Annotated in this window: 14 protein-coding genes and 1 pseudogene; 3 read left to right on the top strand and 12 right to left on the bottom strand. The window is 70.7% G+C overall.

Features of this window, described 5'->3' with window-relative positions; all coding sequences use genetic code 11:
* Positions 1–25: 25 nt before the first annotated feature.
* From ACFYO0_RS45360 to rimP, 8 genes are all read right to left on the bottom strand, one after another.
* Positions 26–979, bottom strand: a complete 954-nt coding sequence (locus ACFYO0_RS45360; protein ID WP_388688010.1) for a bifunctional riboflavin kinase/FAD synthetase — start codon at positions 977–979, stop codon at positions 26–28.
* A gap of 150 nt (positions 980–1129) precedes the next feature.
* Positions 1130–2035 (bottom strand): tRNA pseudouridine(55) synthase TruB, encoded by a 906-nt coding sequence (gene truB, locus ACFYO0_RS45355; protein WP_386349985.1) that lies wholly within the window; start codon positions 2033–2035, stop codon positions 1130–1132.
* Positions 2032–2514 carry a 30S ribosome-binding factor RbfA gene (gene rbfA / locus ACFYO0_RS45350; RefSeq protein ID WP_388688006.1) on the bottom strand — a complete coding sequence of 161 codons (483 nt, stop codon included), beginning with the start codon at positions 2512–2514 and terminating at the stop codon, positions 2032–2034. The genes truB and rbfA overlap by 4 nt, the downstream gene beginning before the upstream one ends.
* 75 nt (positions 2515–2589) lie before the next feature.
* Positions 2590–2883, bottom strand: a complete 294-nt coding sequence (locus ACFYO0_RS45345; protein WP_388688003.1) for a DUF503 domain-containing protein — start codon at positions 2881–2883, stop codon at positions 2590–2592.
* Between the two features lie 447 nt (positions 2884–3330).
* Entirely contained in the window at positions 3331–6474 is a 3144-nt protein-coding gene (gene infB / locus ACFYO0_RS45340; protein ID WP_388688001.1) for a translation initiation factor IF-2, read from the bottom strand.
* Between the two features lie 147 nt (positions 6475–6621).
* Positions 6622–6915, bottom strand: a complete 294-nt coding sequence (locus ACFYO0_RS45335; protein WP_388688098.1) for a YlxR family protein — start codon at positions 6913–6915, stop codon at positions 6622–6624.
* A 102-nt stretch (positions 6916–7017) separates the two neighbouring features.
* Positions 7018–8040 carry a transcription termination factor NusA gene (gene nusA, locus ACFYO0_RS45330; protein ID WP_388687999.1) on the bottom strand — a complete coding sequence of 341 codons (1023 nt, stop codon included), beginning with the start codon at positions 8038–8040 and terminating at the stop codon, positions 7018–7020.
* Between the two features lie 2 nt (positions 8041–8042).
* Entirely contained in the window at positions 8043–8540 is a 498-nt protein-coding gene (rimP, locus tag ACFYO0_RS45325; RefSeq protein WP_388687996.1) for a ribosome maturation factor RimP, read from the bottom strand.
* A 185-nt stretch (positions 8541–8725) separates the two neighbouring features.
* Here rimP and ACFYO0_RS45320 point away from each other — a divergent pair, with 185 nt between their 5' ends.
* The 3 genes from ACFYO0_RS45320 to ACFYO0_RS45310 are packed head-to-tail and all read left to right on the top strand — an operon-like array spanning position 8726 to position 10728.
* Positions 8726–9280 (top strand): hypothetical protein, encoded by a 555-nt coding sequence (locus ACFYO0_RS45320; RefSeq protein WP_388687993.1) that lies wholly within the window; start codon positions 8726–8728, stop codon positions 9278–9280.
* 8 nt (positions 9281–9288) lie between these two features.
* Positions 9289–9771 carry a ferritin-like domain-containing protein gene (locus ACFYO0_RS45315; RefSeq protein WP_388687991.1) on the top strand — a complete coding sequence of 161 codons (483 nt, stop codon included), beginning with the start codon at positions 9289–9291 and terminating at the stop codon, positions 9769–9771.
* A 45-nt stretch (positions 9772–9816) separates the two neighbouring features.
* The gene (locus ACFYO0_RS45310) at positions 9817–10728 is read left to right on the top strand and encodes an aminoglycoside phosphotransferase family protein (RefSeq protein WP_388687988.1); all 912 of its coding nucleotides are present in this window, start codon (positions 9817–9819) and stop codon (positions 10726–10728) included.
* Between the two features lie 388 nt (positions 10729–11116).
* Here ACFYO0_RS45310 and ACFYO0_RS45305 read toward each other — a convergent pair whose 3' ends face one another.
* The 4 genes and pseudogenes from ACFYO0_RS45305 to ACFYO0_RS45290 form a co-directional block, all read right to left on the bottom strand.
* Positions 11117–12811, bottom strand: coding sequence for a proline--tRNA ligase (locus tag ACFYO0_RS45305; RefSeq protein WP_388687986.1), 1695 nt, complete (start codon positions 12809–12811; stop codon positions 11117–11119).
* Between the two features lie 87 nt (positions 12812–12898).
* Positions 12899–13468 (bottom strand): GNAT family N-acetyltransferase, encoded by a 570-nt coding sequence (locus tag ACFYO0_RS45300; protein WP_388687983.1) that lies wholly within the window; start codon positions 13466–13468, stop codon positions 12899–12901.
* A 132-nt stretch (positions 13469–13600) separates the two neighbouring features.
* Positions 13601–14449, bottom strand: a complete 849-nt coding sequence (locus ACFYO0_RS45295; RefSeq protein ID WP_388687981.1) for a GNAT family N-acetyltransferase — start codon at positions 14447–14449, stop codon at positions 13601–13603.
* A gap of 175 nt (positions 14450–14624) precedes the next feature.
* Positions 14625–14770 (bottom strand): annotated as a pseudogene (locus ACFYO0_RS45290) (4-hydroxy-3-methylbut-2-en-1-yl diphosphate synthase); the annotation flags it as partial.

The following is a 14770-nucleotide window of genomic DNA, read 5'->3' as shown; positions in this document are numbered from 1 at the left end:
TCCTCCAGCCGCGTACAACCGCCGCTTACTCCCCCTCGTACGCCTCCACCAGCTCCCGGCAGCGCTTCACGTCCTGCGCCATCGTCTCCATCAGGCCCTCGATGGAGTCGAACTTGGCCTGTCCGCGGACGAAGGCCAGGAAGTCGACCGCGACATGCAGGCCGTACAGATCGAGGCCGACGCGATCGATGGCGTACGCCTCGACGGTCCGCTCCGTGCCCTCGAACTGCGGGTTCGTGCCAACGGAGATCGCGGCGGGCATGGCCTCGCCCTGCGCGTGCAGCCAGCCGGCGTAGACACCGTCGGCGGGGATCGCGGTGTGCGGCAGCGTCTCGACGTTGGCGGTCGGGAAGCCCAGTTCACGGCCGCGCTGGGCGCCGCGTACGACGACGCCCTCGACACGGTGCGGGCGGCCGAGGATCTCGCGCGCGCCCTCGACGTCGCCCTCGGCGACGAGCCTCCGGGTGAGCGTGGAGGAGAAGGGTTCGCCGCCGCCGGCCGCGCCGGTCACGTGCAGGTCGACGACCTCGACCTCAAAGTCGTACGTCTTGCCCTGCTCGGCCAGGAACGCCACGTTCCCGGCGGCCTTGTGGCCGAAGCGGAAGTTCGGGCCCTCGACGGCCGCCTTGGCGTGCAGCTTGTCGACGAGGACCTTGACGACGAAGTCGGCGGGCGAGAGCTTCGAGAACTCGGTGGTGAACGGCAGGATGAGCACGGCGTCGACACCGAGTTCCGCCATCAGCTCGGCGCGGCGGTGGTGCGGGGCGAGCAGGGGCGGATGGCTGCCGGGGCGCACGACCTCGCTCGGGTGCGGGTCGAACGTGACGACGACGGACGGAACGCCCAGCTCACGTGCCCGCTCCACGGCGTGCCGGATGATCAGCTGGTGCCCGCGGTGGACGCCGTCGTACGAGCCGATGGTGACGACGCTGCGCCCCCAGTCCTGGGGGATGTCCTCCAAGCCACGCCAGCGCTGCACTGTGACCGCTCCTCGTAGAACCCGTGTCCGTATTGGCTGCGTACCGATCGCCTTCATACGCAGGTCTCTCATACGCAGGTCCCAGGGTGCCATGCCGCACACCCTCGTCCCGCATCGGCATGGGCCCTGTGACGGGCCCCACCCCGCCGGTCAGCCGAAGACGGCCAGGCTCTTCGCCTTGCCCTTCTGCTCCTCCACCAGCGCGAGGAATCGCCCCTCGGGATCGAACACGCCGACAGCGCCGGCCCCCGCGTACGCCTCGGGCATCTCGAGCCGGACCCCGTTCGTCAGCAGTCGCGCCCTCTTCGCGTCCACGTCCCAGCGCGGGAACGCGGCCGCGGCCGCCTCAGCCAGCGGCATCACCGTCAGCTCCTCCTGGAGCTGGTCGAGGGTGCGCGCGGAGTCCAGCTTGTAGGGGCCGACACGGGTGCGGCGCAGCGCCGTCAGATGCCCGCCGACACCCAGGTCGGCGCCGAGGTCGCGGGCCAGCGCACGGATATACGTCCCCGAAGAACAGACCACCGAGACGACCAGGTCCAGTACGGGCGTACCGTCCTCGGCGACGGCGCCCCGGACGTCGTACACGGAGAAGGAGGAGACCGTGACCGGCCGGGCCGGAATCTCGAAGTCCTCGCCCTCGCGGGCCCGCTTGTACGAGCGCACGCCGTCGATCTTGATGGCGCTGACCTTGGACGGCACCTGCATGATGTCGCCGGTGAGCTTGGCGATCCCGGCGTCGACGGCATCCCGGGGGATACCCGAGGCGTCGGCGGAGGCCGTGATGTCCCCTTCGGCGTCATCGGTGACGGACGTCTGCCCGAGCCGGATCGTCCCCAGGTACTCCTTCTCGGTGAGCGCGAGATGGCCGAGGAGCTTGGTCGCCTTCTCGACACCGAGGACGAGCACGCCCGTCGCCATCGGGTCGAGGGTGCCCGCGTGTCCGACGCGGCGGGTCTTCGCGATCCCCCGCATCTTGGCGACCACGTCGTGCGAAGTGAAGCCCGACGGCTTGTCGACGATGACCAGGCCGTCGGGCGTGCGGTTCTTCTGGGTCATGCCGGGGAGTCGCCGTCCGTCTCCGCCGGCTCGACCGCACCGTCCGCCTCGTCGTCGGAGTCCGGCTTCTTGTACGGGTCCGCGTCACCCGCGAAGCTGGCGCCGGCCGAGACCTCGCGCACCTTCGCGTCCGAGGCCCGTGCCTTGTCGAGCAGGTCCTCGATGGTCTTGGCGGTGTCCGGCAGGGCGTCTGCCACAAAGCTGAGGGTCGGGGTGAACTTCACGCCCGCCGCCGCCCCGACCGCCGAGCGGAGCACGCCCTTGGCGCTCTCCAGGCCGGCTGCCGCGGCTGCCCGGTCCTCGTCGTCCCCGTACACCGTGTAGAAGACGGTCGCCTCCCGCAGATCCCCGGTGACCCGGGTGTCCGTGATGGTGACTTGCGAACCGAGCCGCGGGTCCTTGATCCCGCGCTGCAGCTTCTGGGCCACCACCTCTCGGATGAGGTCCGCCAGCCTCTTCGCCCGCGCGTTGTCGGCCACTGGTCCGTCTCCCTCTTTCTTGCCTGTTCCGCGTTGTCCGCGTGTTCCGCGTGCACAGTCCATCGTCGTGCACGGTCAGTCGTCGTCGCCGTGCAGCCGCCGTCGTACGGACAGCAGCTCCACCTCCGGCCGGCCGGCGACCATGCGCTCGCACCGGTCCAGTACCTCCGTCAGATGCCCCGCGTCCCCCGAGACCACCGCCAGCCCGATCTCGGCCCGCCGGTACAGGTCCTGATCGCCCACTTCCGCCGCGCTCACCGCGAACTTGCGCTGGAGGTCCGCCACGATCGGCCGGACGACGGAACGCTTCTCCTTCAGCGACCGTACGTCGCCGAGGAGCAGATCGAAGGACAGAGTCCCCACGTACATGTGTGTCCGGATGTCCCGCCGGTACGGGGTAGATGACCCGCCAAGCTCTTGGCAGGGACGTCAAGAACGGTACAACGGGGGGCCGGTGCGGCTCGACGGGGTTTTCGCCCCCGCCGCCCCTGCCTGTCCCACCCCTGGGGGTGCGCCCCAGCGCCCCACCATGGGCTGCGCCCCTGGACCCCCTCGGGGCTCCGCCCCGGACCCGTTTCGGGGGCCAGGCCCCGGACCTCCGGTCCTCGAACGCCGGACGGGCTGATTTCAGCCCGTCCGGCGTTCGAGGACGAGGCCGTCAGGCCGATGAGGGTCTGGGGCGCAGTCCCAGCGGGGTCCGGGGCGGAGCCCCGAGTATGGGACGGGTAGGAGCGGCGGGGGCGAAACCCCACCCGCTCCCCAGGAACGGCAAGGTTGGCCGACGGGAACCCCGCCGGCCAACCTTATGCACCCGTGTTACCCGCGGGGCTTCTCACGCATCTCGTACGTCGCGATGACGTCGTCCACCTTGATGTCGTTGAAGTTGCCGAGGTTGATACCGCCCTCGAACCCTTCGCGAATCTCGGTGACGTCGTCCTTGAAGCGACGCAGGCCGGAGATGTTGAGGTTCTCCGCGATGACCTTGCCATCGCGCAGCAACCGCGCCTTCGTGTTGCGCTTGACCTCGCCGGAGCGGACCAACACACCGGCGATGTTGCCCAGCTTGGACGAGCGGAAGACCTCGCGGATCTCCGCCGTGCCGAGCTCGACCTCTTCGTACTCCGGCTTGAGCATGCCCTTGAGGGCCGCCTCGATCTCCTCGATGGCCTGGTAGATCACCGAGTAGTAGCGGACGTCGACGCCCTCGCGCTCCGCCATCTGCGAGGCACGGCCGGCCGCGCGGACGTTGAAGCCGATGACGATGGCGTCGGAGCCGGTCGCCAGGTCGATGTCCGACTCGGTGACCGCACCCACACCACGGTGCAGGATGCGGATGTCGACCTCTTCGCCGACGTCGAGCTGGAGCAGCGAGGACTCGAGAGCCTCCACCGAACCGGACGCGTCGCCCTTGATGATGAGGTTGAGTTCCTGCACCAGGCCGGCCTTGAGGGCCTCGTCCAGGTTCTCCAGGGAGAACCGGACACCCCTGCGGGCGAAGTTGGCGTTCCGCTCACGAGCGGCACGCTTCTCCGCGATCTGACGGGCCGTACGGTCCTCGTCGACGACGAGGAAGTTGTCGCCGGCGCCCGGGACGTTGGTGAGACCGAGGACGAGGACCGGGGTCGAGGGACCCGCCTCTTCCACGTTCTCGCCCTTGTCGTCGAGCATCGCGCGGACACGGCCGTACGCGTCGCCGACCACCATGGTGTCGCCGACCCGCAGGGTGCCTCGCTGGACCAGGACGGTCGCGACGGCGCCGCGGCCACGGTCCAGGTGGGACTCGATCGCGATGCCCTGCGCGTCCTGCTCCGGGTTGGCCCGCAGGTCGAGCGAGGCGTCCGCGGTGAGGACCACGGCCTCCAGCAGGCTCTCGATGTTGAGGCCCTGCTTGGCGGAGATGTCGACGAACATCGTGTCGCCGCCGTACTCCTCGGCCACCAGACCGAACTCGGTGAGCTGACCGCGCACCTTGGTCGGGTCGGCACCCTCGACGTCGATCTTGTTGACCGCGACCACGATCGGCACACCGGCCGCCTTGGCGTGGTTCAACGCCTCGATCGTCTGAGGCATCACACCGTCGTTGGCCGCCACCACGAGGATCGCGATGTCGGTCGACTTGGCACCTCGGGCACGCATGGCGGTGAACGCCTCGTGACCCGGGGTGTCGATGAAGGTGATCCTGCGCTCTTCCTCGTTGACCTTGGTGGCGACCTGGTACGCACCGATGTGCTGCGTGATACCGCCGGCCTCGCCCGCGACGACGTTCGTCTTGCGGATGGTGTCCAGAAGTCGGGTCTTACCGTGGTCGACGTGACCCATGACGGTCACGACCGGCGGACGCGGCGCGAGGAACTCCTCGCCGCCCTCGTCCTCGCCGAACTCGATGTCGAAGGACTCGAGCAGCTCGCGGTCCTCCTCCTCCGGGCTGACGATCTCGACGACGTAGTTCATCTCGCTGGCGAGCAGCTGGAGCGTCTCGTCGGAGACGGACTGCGTGGCAGTGACCATCTCGCCGAGGTTCATCATCACGGCGACGAGCGACGCCGGATTGGCGTTGATCTTCTCCGCGAAGTCGGTGAGGGACGCACCGCGCGACAGGCGGACCGTCTGTCCGTTGCCGCGAGGCAGCATCACACCGCCGACCGACGGGGCCTGCATGGCCTCGTACTCCTGGCGCCTCTGCCGCTTCGACTTGCGGCCACGACGCGCCGGACCGCCGGGACGGCCGAACGCACCCTGCGTGCCACCACGGCCACCGGGACCACCCGGACGACCACCGAAGCCGGGACGGCCACCGCCGCCACCGGGACCACCGGGACGACCGGCGAAACCGCCGCCACCGCCACCGGGACCACCCGGACGACCGGCGAAACCGCCACCGCCGCCACCACCGGGACGACCGGCGAAGCCGCCGCCACCGGGACGACCGGCGCCACCGCCACCGGGACGACCGCCGCCACCAGGACCGCGGCCACCGGGGCCACCGCCGCCGGGACGCGGGCTACCGGCAGCCGGACGCTGCGGCATCATGCCGGGGTTGGGACGGTTGCCGCCGGGGCCGCCGCCGGGACGCGGAGCGCCACCGGGACCACCCTGCGGACGAGGCATGCCGCCCGGAGTCGGACGGTTACCGCCGGGGCCGCCGCCGGGACGCGGAGCGCCACCGGGACCACCCTGCGGACGAGGACCACGGTCCTGGCCCGCGCCCTGGGGACGCGGAGCGCCCGGGGCACCAGCACCACCGGGGCGCGGGGCACCGCCCGGACGGGGCGCCTGCGGGCGCGCCATACCGGTGGAGCCACCAGAGGTGAACGGGTTGTTGCCCGGACGCGGGCCGGCCGGACGGCCGCCCGGACGCGAGCCCTGACCACCCGGACGCGGCGCGCCCTGACGGTCACCGCGGTCGCCACGCCCCTGGCCGCCGCCCTGAGCGGGACCCGGACGGGCACCCGGCCTCGGGGCGCCGGGACGGGCACCACCCGGACGCGGACCGGAGGGAGCCGCGGGACCCGACGATGCCGCGGGACCCGAGGGCGCCGCGGGCGCCGACGGAGGCGCCGTGAACTCGGGCGCTGCCGGAGCCGGAGATGCCGGAGCGGGCTTCGCCGCGGGCGGCTTGGGCCCCGGAGTCGGACGCGGCCCCGGAGTCACCGGCCCACCGGCCGGAGCCGCGGGCTTCTCGGCGGCAGCCGGCTTCGGAGCCGGCGGGCGCGGGGCAGCCGGACGGGCGGCCTGCGCCGGAGAGGGGGTGGCCGGCCTGGCAGGCGCGGCCTTGCGCGGGGCAGGCTTGCCGCCGCCGTTGCCCTGCTGGAGGGCGTCAGTCAGTTTGCGTACAACGGGCGCCTCGATGGTCGAGGACGCAGATCGGACAAATTCACCGAGTTCCTGGAGCTTGGCCATGACGACCTTGCTCTCAACCCCGAACTCCTTGGCGAGTTCGTATACCCGGACCTTAGCCACTTCGCTCCTTTTAGGTCCGGGTTGCGTCCGGACCGTCGCTACTTCATGGGCGTACTCATCGCGTACTCATCGAGTGCTCATCGCAATCTCGACCTGCTTTCGACTCGCGAGGTACCAGGGCCGCAACGGGGTTCCGTGCGACACGTCTTACGGTGTTGCCTTCTCGGCAACGGTCTTCTCGACAACTTGGCGCAATGCCTCCGTGTCGAGCGTTCCCTGGGCACGCAGCGCCCGGGGGAACGCCCGGCGGCGGACCGCCAGGTCGAGACAGACCAGGGCGGGGTGTACATAGGCACCCCGGCCGGGCAGCGTACCGCGATGATCGGGGACGCATGCGTCCCCGACCGCCACGATGCGCAGCAGATCGTCCTTGGCCGCTCGCTCCCGGCACCCCACACACGTGCGCTCAGGGCATGCTCGGGCTGGCGTCCGGCCAGACACAATCAAGTCTACCTCCCCGCACCGACCTCACCCCTTTGGGGCAAGAATCGAACGGTTGCCGCGTATAAAACTGTCGTGATCTCAGCGACCGGGCGGCGCGATCTATTCCCCGCCCTGGTCGTCGGCCCGCTGACCGGTCTGCTCACCGGTCTGTTCCGTGTCCGGCCGGATGTCGATCCGCCAGCCGGTGAGCCGGGCGGCGAGCCGGGCATTCTGCCCTTCTTTGCCGATCGCCAGGGACAGTTGGTAGTCCGGCACCGTCACGCGCGCGGAGCGAGCCGCGAGGTCCACGACCTCGACCTTGGAGACCCGGGCCGGGGAGAGCGCGTTGGCGACCATCTCGGCCGGGTCGTCGGACCAGTCGACGATGTCGATCTTCTCACCGTTGAGCTCGCCCATGACATTGCGCACACGGCCGCCCATGGGCCCGATGCAGGCACCCTTGGCGTTCAGACCCGAACGGGTGGACCGGACGGCGATCTTCGTACGGTGCCCCGCCTCCCGGGCGATGGCGGCGATCTCGACGGATCCGTCGGCGATCTCCGGCACTTCGAGAGCGAAGAGCTTCTTCACCAGATTGGGATGCGTCCGGGACAGCGTCACGGACGGGCCACGAACACCCTTCGCCACCCGGACCACGTACGACCTCAGCCGCATCCCGTGCTGGTACGTCTCGCCGGGAACCTGCTCCTGCACCGGCAGGATGGCCTCCAGCTTGCCGATGTCCACGAGTACGTTCTTGGGATCCCGCCCTTGCTGCACCACACCGGTGACGATGTCGCCCTCGCGGCCCGCGTACTCGCCGAGCGTCGCGTCGTCCTCGGCGTCGCGCAGGCGCTGCAGGATGACCTGCTTGGCGGTGGTGGCGGCGATACGGCCGAAGCCGGTCGGGGTGTCGTCGAACTCGCGGGGCTCCTGGCCCTCTTCGAGGTCCTCGGGGTCCTCCTTCGCCCACACGGTCACATGGCCGCTCTCGCGGTTGAGCTCCACGCGCGCGTGGCGACGGCTTCCCTCGGTGCGGTGATAGGCGATGAGGAGGGCCGATTCGATCGCTTCGACCAGCAGGTCGAAGGAGATCTCCTTCTCCCGTACCAAGCCCCGCAGGGCACTCATGTCGATGTCCACGGCTACGCCTCCTCTTCCTTCTTGTCCTTGCGGCTGAACTCGACCTGGACGCGCGCCTTGGCGATCTCCTCGAAGGCGAGCCTTCTGGCGGTGGCCTTGCGCCCCTTCACACCGGGCACTTCGAGGTCCACACCCTCGTCGTCCACCTCGAGGATCCGAGCGACCACCTCGCCACCCCCGGCCAGCTGGAACTTCACCAGCCGGCCGGCGGCACGTACGTAGTGACGGTGTTCCCTGAGCTCGCGCTCCGCACCGGGTGTTCCCACCTCGAGGGTGTACTCACCCGCGCCCATCGCGTCCGTCTCGTCGAGCTTCGCCGAGAGCGCGCGGCTCACATCGGCGATCTGGTCGAGGTCGGCACCTTCGTCGGAATCGACGACGACGCGCAGCACACGCTTACGTCCGACCGAGTCCACTTCGATCTCCTCGAGATCGAGCCCCTGGGAGCTGACGAGCGGTTCCAGCAGTCCTCGCAGCCTCTCGCTCTGGGTGGTGCTCATCCGGGTGACTCCTCGGCCGCGTGTGCTGTTGTGGGTAGGTCGCGTGTCAGATCAAAGGGTATCGGGTCCAGGAGGGTGTTGCCGTCCACCGGCGTCACCGCGGGTTACCTTGATCGGGGCAGGCGCCTCCCGGAGCTCCGGTCGCCGCCCATTCCTTTCGTACGAGCCTGCCGAGGACGTCTGCCTTGTCGTTCACCCTGCCGTCGCGCTCGCCCTCCGGGCCGCGCCGAAGGAGCCTGCTCGCCTCAGCCGCCGGTGCGGGCACCGCGCTGCTCACGGGCTGCTCCGCCTCCGACTCCTCCTCCGAGACCACCAAGGAGGTCGCTTCCGCCACCGATCGGGCACGCGCGCGTGCGGCACGCGACAGCGAGGGGCTCGCGGCGCGGTACGCGGCCGTGCTCGCCACGCATCCGGCGCTGGCGTCGGCCTTGACGCCGCTGCGGGCGGAGGTCGTACGGCATGCGGAGGCGTTCGGGGGCGGGAAGCGGGCGTCTGCCACTCCCAGCGCCCCGGCATCTTCGGCTTCTTCGTCTCCCGCTGCTTCCGCGAGTGCTCCGGCCGCAAGCGTTCCAGCCCGCGAGGAGGACGCCCTCGCCGAGCTGGCCTCGGCCGAACGGGCGCTGGCGGACCGGCGTACGAAGGCGCTCGAGGAGCTGCCGGGAGAGCTGGCGCGGCTGCTGGCCTCGGTGGCGGCGGCCGGTGCGGTGCACGTGTACCTGTTGACGGAGGGCGGGAAGTGAGCGGGTCCGTGAGTTCCGAGGTGTCCGGGAAGGCGGAGGCTTCGGGTGAGCTGAAGGCCGTGCAGGCCGCGCTGCGAGCCGAGCACGCCGCGGTGTACGGGTACGGGATCGTCGGCGGAAAGGCGGGCGAGGAGCGGCAGGCCGAGGCGCAGGCGGCGTACGACGCGCATCGGGCCCGGCGCGACGCGCTCACGCGGGCCGTGCGGGACCTGAACGGGAAGCCCGAACCGGCGGCGGCCGCCTACGCGCTGCCGTTCCCGGTGACCGACGCGGACGCGGCCGTACGGCTCGCCGTCGAACTCGAGGAGCGGGTGGCCGGTGTGTACTCGGATGTCGTACGGGCCGCCGGGGGTGAGCGGCGGCGCGATGCCGCTCAGGCCTTGCGGGAGGCGGCGGTCCGGGCGGCGCGCTGGCGTGGCGGGAGCGTAGCCTTCCCTGGGCTCGCCGAGCGGGCCGCACCGGCCGGGCCACCGTCGACACCCCGCACGTAACGCACTTCGGAGCACTCACAGCACGTGGGAAGGAAACACTCGCGTATGGCTTTCGAACCGCCGCAGCGGCTCGTCAGGGCGCTCGGCGAGACGGCGCCGGCCGGTGACGACTGGCTGAAGAAGCTGCCCGAGACGGCTCAACAGGCCGTCTCGGTACGCGAGTTGGCCGTGGAGCGGGTGCAGGTGCCCGGCGGGCGCAGCAGTCTTGTAGTGCTGGTGCGGCTGCCCGACGGGACCCCCGCCGTCCTCAAGCTCGCGCCACCGCGCGCGCGGCCGGAGGCCGAGCGGGCCGCGCTCGCGCACTGGGACGGACGGGGCACGGTGCGGCTCCTCGAGTCCTCCGGTCCCGCCAGTCCCTCCGGAACCGGTGGTGTGCTGCTCCTGGAGCGGCTGCATCCCGATGTGTCCGTGCGGTCGTTGCCCGAGGCGAAGTCCATGCTGGAGGCGGCCGGGACGTTGCGGCGGCTGTGGATCGAGCCGCCTGCCGGGCACGCCTTCGAAACCGTGGCCGAGCGGACGGGGCGGCAGGCCGAGGTGATGCGGGCGGGCGCCGACGCGGAGACGCTGCCGCTGGTGGACGCGGCGCTCGCGGTCCGCGAGCAGCTGCTCGCGGCCCCGCCGGAGTCGCGGCTGCTGCACGGCACGTTCCGCCAGAGCAAGGTCCTCGCCGGCGAACGCAGCCCCTGGCTGGCCGTGGGGCCCGATCCCGTCGTCGGTGAGTGCGCCTTCGATCTGGCGCGCCTGGTCCGGGACCGTGTCGAGGACCTGATCGCCTCGCCGTCCGGCCCTGCGACGACCCGTCGCCGGGTCAAGCGTCTGGCCGAGTCGCTGGACGTGGACCAGGAGCGGTTGCGGGGTTGGACGCTGTTCCGGGCGGTCGAGTCGGGGGTGCGGGCTCGGCGGGTGGGGCGGGGCCAGGATGCGGAGCTTTTGCTGGAGTTCGCGGGGTGGTTGTAGGGGGTGGTGGGTGGCCGTGGGATGGGTCGCCCCCGCCGCCCCTACCCGTCCCATTCCGGGGCCGGCCCCGAACCCCACCAGGGGCTCCGCCCCTGGGCCCCGATGGAGCTGCGCCCCCCGGGCCCCCTTCGGGGCTCCGCCCCGTACCCCGTTTCGGTGGCCAGCCCCCGAACCCCTCGCGCCTCAATCGCCGGAGGGGTTGATTTTGCGCCGGACTGGGTTGCACTGCTGGGCTGAACCTTGCAGCCGAGGCCGGCATCCATCAGCCCGTCCGGCGATTGAGGACGGGGCCGTCCAGGCCGCTGGGGGTCTGGGTGCGCAGCCCCCAGCGGAATGGGACGGGTAAGGGCGGCGGGGGCGAAACCAACCCGTCGCGTCGAAGGCCCTGTTACGCCGTCAGGCGGGCGATGGCCTCGGCCGCCGTCAGCTCCTCGCGTTCACCGGTGCGGCGGTCCTTGAGCTCGAGGACGCCCTCGGCCGAGCGGCGGCCGGCCACCAGGATCTGGGGGACGCCGATCAGTTCGGCGTCCGTGAACTTGACGCCCGGCGAGACGCCGGCGCGGTCGTCCACCAGGACGCGTACCCCCGCCGCACCCAGCTTCTCCGAGACGTCGAGGGCGAGCTCGGTCTGCAGGGCCTTACCGGCGGCGACGACGTGCACGTCCGCGGGGGCGACCTCGCGAGGCCAGCACAGGCCCTGCGAGTCCGCCGACTGCTCGGCCAGCGCGGCCACCGCACGCGAGACACCGATGCCGTACGAGCCCATCGTCACGCGAACCGGCTTGCCGTTCTGGCCGAGGACATCGAGCTGGAAGGTGTCGGCGTACTTGCGGCCCAGCTGGAAGATGTGACCGATCTCGATGGCGCGGTCCATCTTGAGGCCGGTGCCACAGGCAGGGCAGGGGTCGCCCTCCTTGACGACGACCACGTCGAGGTAGTCGTCGACCTCGAAGTCCCGGCCGCAGACGACGTTGCGCGCATGCTTGTCCGGCTTGTTGGCACCCGTGATCCAGGCCGTACCGGGCGCCACGCGCGGATCGGCGATGTAGCGGACCTTGTCCAGACCCTGCGGGCCCACATAACCGCGTACGAGATCCTCACGGCCCACGAAGTCCTCGGCCGTCACCAGCTCCACCTCCGCCGGAGCCAGATGCTCGCCCAGCTTGCCGAGGTCGACCTCGCGGTCACCGGGGACACCGACGGCGACGATCTCGCCGTCGACCTTGACGAGGAGGTTCTTGAGTGTGGCGGAGGCCGGCACGCCCAGGTGCTTGGCGAGGGTCTCGATGGTCGGGGTGTCGGGCGTGTCCAGTTCCTCGACCGGCCCGTGCTCGACGCCCTCGACCGGGGTGAGCGCGAAGGTGACCGCCTCCGTGTTCGCCGCGTAGTCGCAGGCCGGACAGTCCACGAAGGTGTCCTCACCGGCCGCGGCGGGCGCGAGGAACTCCTCCGACGCCGAGCCGCCCATCGCGCCGGAGACGGCGGAGACGATGCGGTAGTCAAGGCCCAGACGCGCGAAGATCTTCTGGTACGCCTCGCGGTGCAGTCCGTACGACTCCACCAGGCCCTCGTCCGTGGTGTCGAAGGAGTACGAGTCCTTCATCTGGAACTCACGGCCGCGCAGCACACCGGAGCGGGGACGGGCCTCGTCCCGGTACTTGGTCTGGATCTGGTAGAGGATCACCGGCAGATCCTTGTAGGACGAGCACTGGTCCTTGACGAGCTGGGTGAAGATCTCCTCGTGCGTGGGGCCCAGCAGATAGTCGGCGCCCTTGCGGTCCTTGACGCGGAAGAGGAGATCGCCGTACTCGTCCCAGCGACCCGACGCGTCGTACGGCTCGCGCGGCAGCAGGGCGGGCAGCAGAACCTCCTGGCCGCCGATGGCGTCCATCTCCTCGCGCACCACGCGCGCGACGTTCTCGAGGACCTTCTTGCCGAGCGGCAGCCAGGTCCAGATACCGGCCGACGTGCGGCGCACGTAACCGGCACGGACGAGCAGCTTGTGGCTGAGCGTCTCGGCGTCCGCCGGGTCGTCGCGCAGTGTCTTGATCATCAACCGGGACATGCGCTGGACCTGGGCCATGATTCTTAACTCCTGCCGGATAAGGGTGATGGCTAGGAGGTTAGCCGGGCGGTACCGGGCGGTGGAAATCGATTGGTGCCCCGGCACCTACCGCCTGCGGAGGGGAAGGTGGGCGCCCATCACCGCGTACGGCTTCGGGGCGCTGGGGAACAGGACGTTGCGGGCCAGGTCCTCATAGCCGAGTGAGTGGTAGAGGCCACGGGCCGGGCTGTCCTTGTCGATGGCCGAGAGGATCGAGCGGGGCTGGGTGGCGCCGTCCGTGATGGTGGTGATCAGGGCGCGGCCGATGCCGCGGTTCTGGTAGTGCGGGTGGACGTGCAGCTCGGTGATCACGAAGGAGTCGTCGAGCCAGGCCTCGTGGCCCTGGCTTCGCAGATAGGGCTCGACGACGGTGGACCACCAGTGCGCACGGTCGTTGGGCATGCCGTAGACGAAGCCCACGAGCCGGCCGTCGGGAGTGGTGGCGCCGAATGCGCGGGCGCCGGGGTAGGTGAGATGCCGCAGCACGATCTGCCGCCGTACGGCGATCTCGTCCGCGCCGAGCCCGAAGGCCACGGCCTGCACGGCGAGCGCCTCGTCGATCCGCGCGGCCAGATCCATCGGGCCGATGACGACGTCGTCGGGCGTACGGGGGCCCTGACCGGGGATGCCAAGCATGCCCGGAGACTACCTGTGCGCATTGCTGGGTTGCGCCGGGGACCGGGGTTGTCGTGTTCGCTGCGGGTTGGTTGTGGCTGATCGCGCTGCTCTGAGGAGCCGCGCCAGAACAGCACGCTCAGAACAGCACGCTCAGAACAGCACGCTCATGAACGCGCCGATCTCCTGGAAGCCCACCCTCTGGTACGTGCGTCGAGCCGCCGTGTTGAAGTCGTTGACGTAGAGGCTGACGACGGGGGCTACGTCTGCGAGGGCGTAGCGCAGTACGGCTGCCATGCCGGGGGCCGCCAGGCCCTGGCCGCGGTACTCGGGGGCCACCCAGACGCCCTGGATCTGGCAGGCCTGGGGGGTCGCGGCTCCGATCTCCGCCTTGAAGATCACCCGGCCGTCCCGGCCGAGGCGGGCGAACGAGCGCCCGGAGCCGACGAGTTCGGCGACCCGGGCCTGGTACAGGAGCCCGCCGTCACCGGCCAGCGGCGAGATGCCCACCTCCTCCGTGAACATCGCCACGCAGGCGGGCATGATCGTCTCCATCTCGTCCTTGCGGATCCGGCGGACGTACGGATCCGGGACGATGTCGGACGGAACCCGGTTGGTGACCATCAGGGGCTGATGGGGGCGGACCTCGCGGGCGGGGCCCCAGTTCGGCTCGAGCAGCCGCCACAGCTGGGCGGTGGCCTCGGCCGGGCCGACTATGGAGGAGCAGCGGCGGCCGGCGCGACGGGCCCGGTCCGCGAAGGCGCGTACGGCACGGGGGGTGGCGCCGATCGGGACCAGGTTGGCGCCGGCGTAGCAGAGGGACGTCAGCATGCCGTCCTCGTACCAGCCCCACATCTCGCCGCCGAGCCGCCACGGGTCGAGGCCCGCGATCTGCACCCGGGAGGTCACGAAGGCGTTCACGACAGGCTCGCGGTCGAGGACGGCGAGCGCGGCGTCCAGGTCACTCGGTTCGAGGACCCTGGTGGTGGTCTGCGTCAACACGTACGGGGGCCTCACCCTGGGATCTGCTGATTCCCCGCACTGTACCTGGCGAAAATAGGCGCCGCCGCCCGATACCGGAGCCCTCCTGGCGGCGCTGGGCACGCGGGGGTCAGCCGTGGCTTCTGGGGTGGACGCGGCGGCGGCAGGTCAAACCCTCCGCCGGCTCCGCCTCCCGTCAGCCCGCCACCGAGACCGAAGGCTCCCCGGAGGCGATTCCGTCCGCCTCCATCTGTTCGGCGATCTTCATCGCCTCGTCGATCAGGGTCTCCACGATCTTCGACTCGGGCACCGTCTTGATGACCTCGCCCTTCACGAAGATCT

It is taken from the genome of Streptomyces sp. NPDC006365, from assembly GCF_042870755.1.
Lineage (GTDB): Bacteria > Actinomycetota > Actinomycetes > Streptomycetales > Streptomycetaceae > Streptomyces > Streptomyces xiangluensis.
The sequence above is the reverse complement of the archived record's forward strand: the minus strand, read 5'-3'. Positions and strand labels throughout refer to the sequence as shown.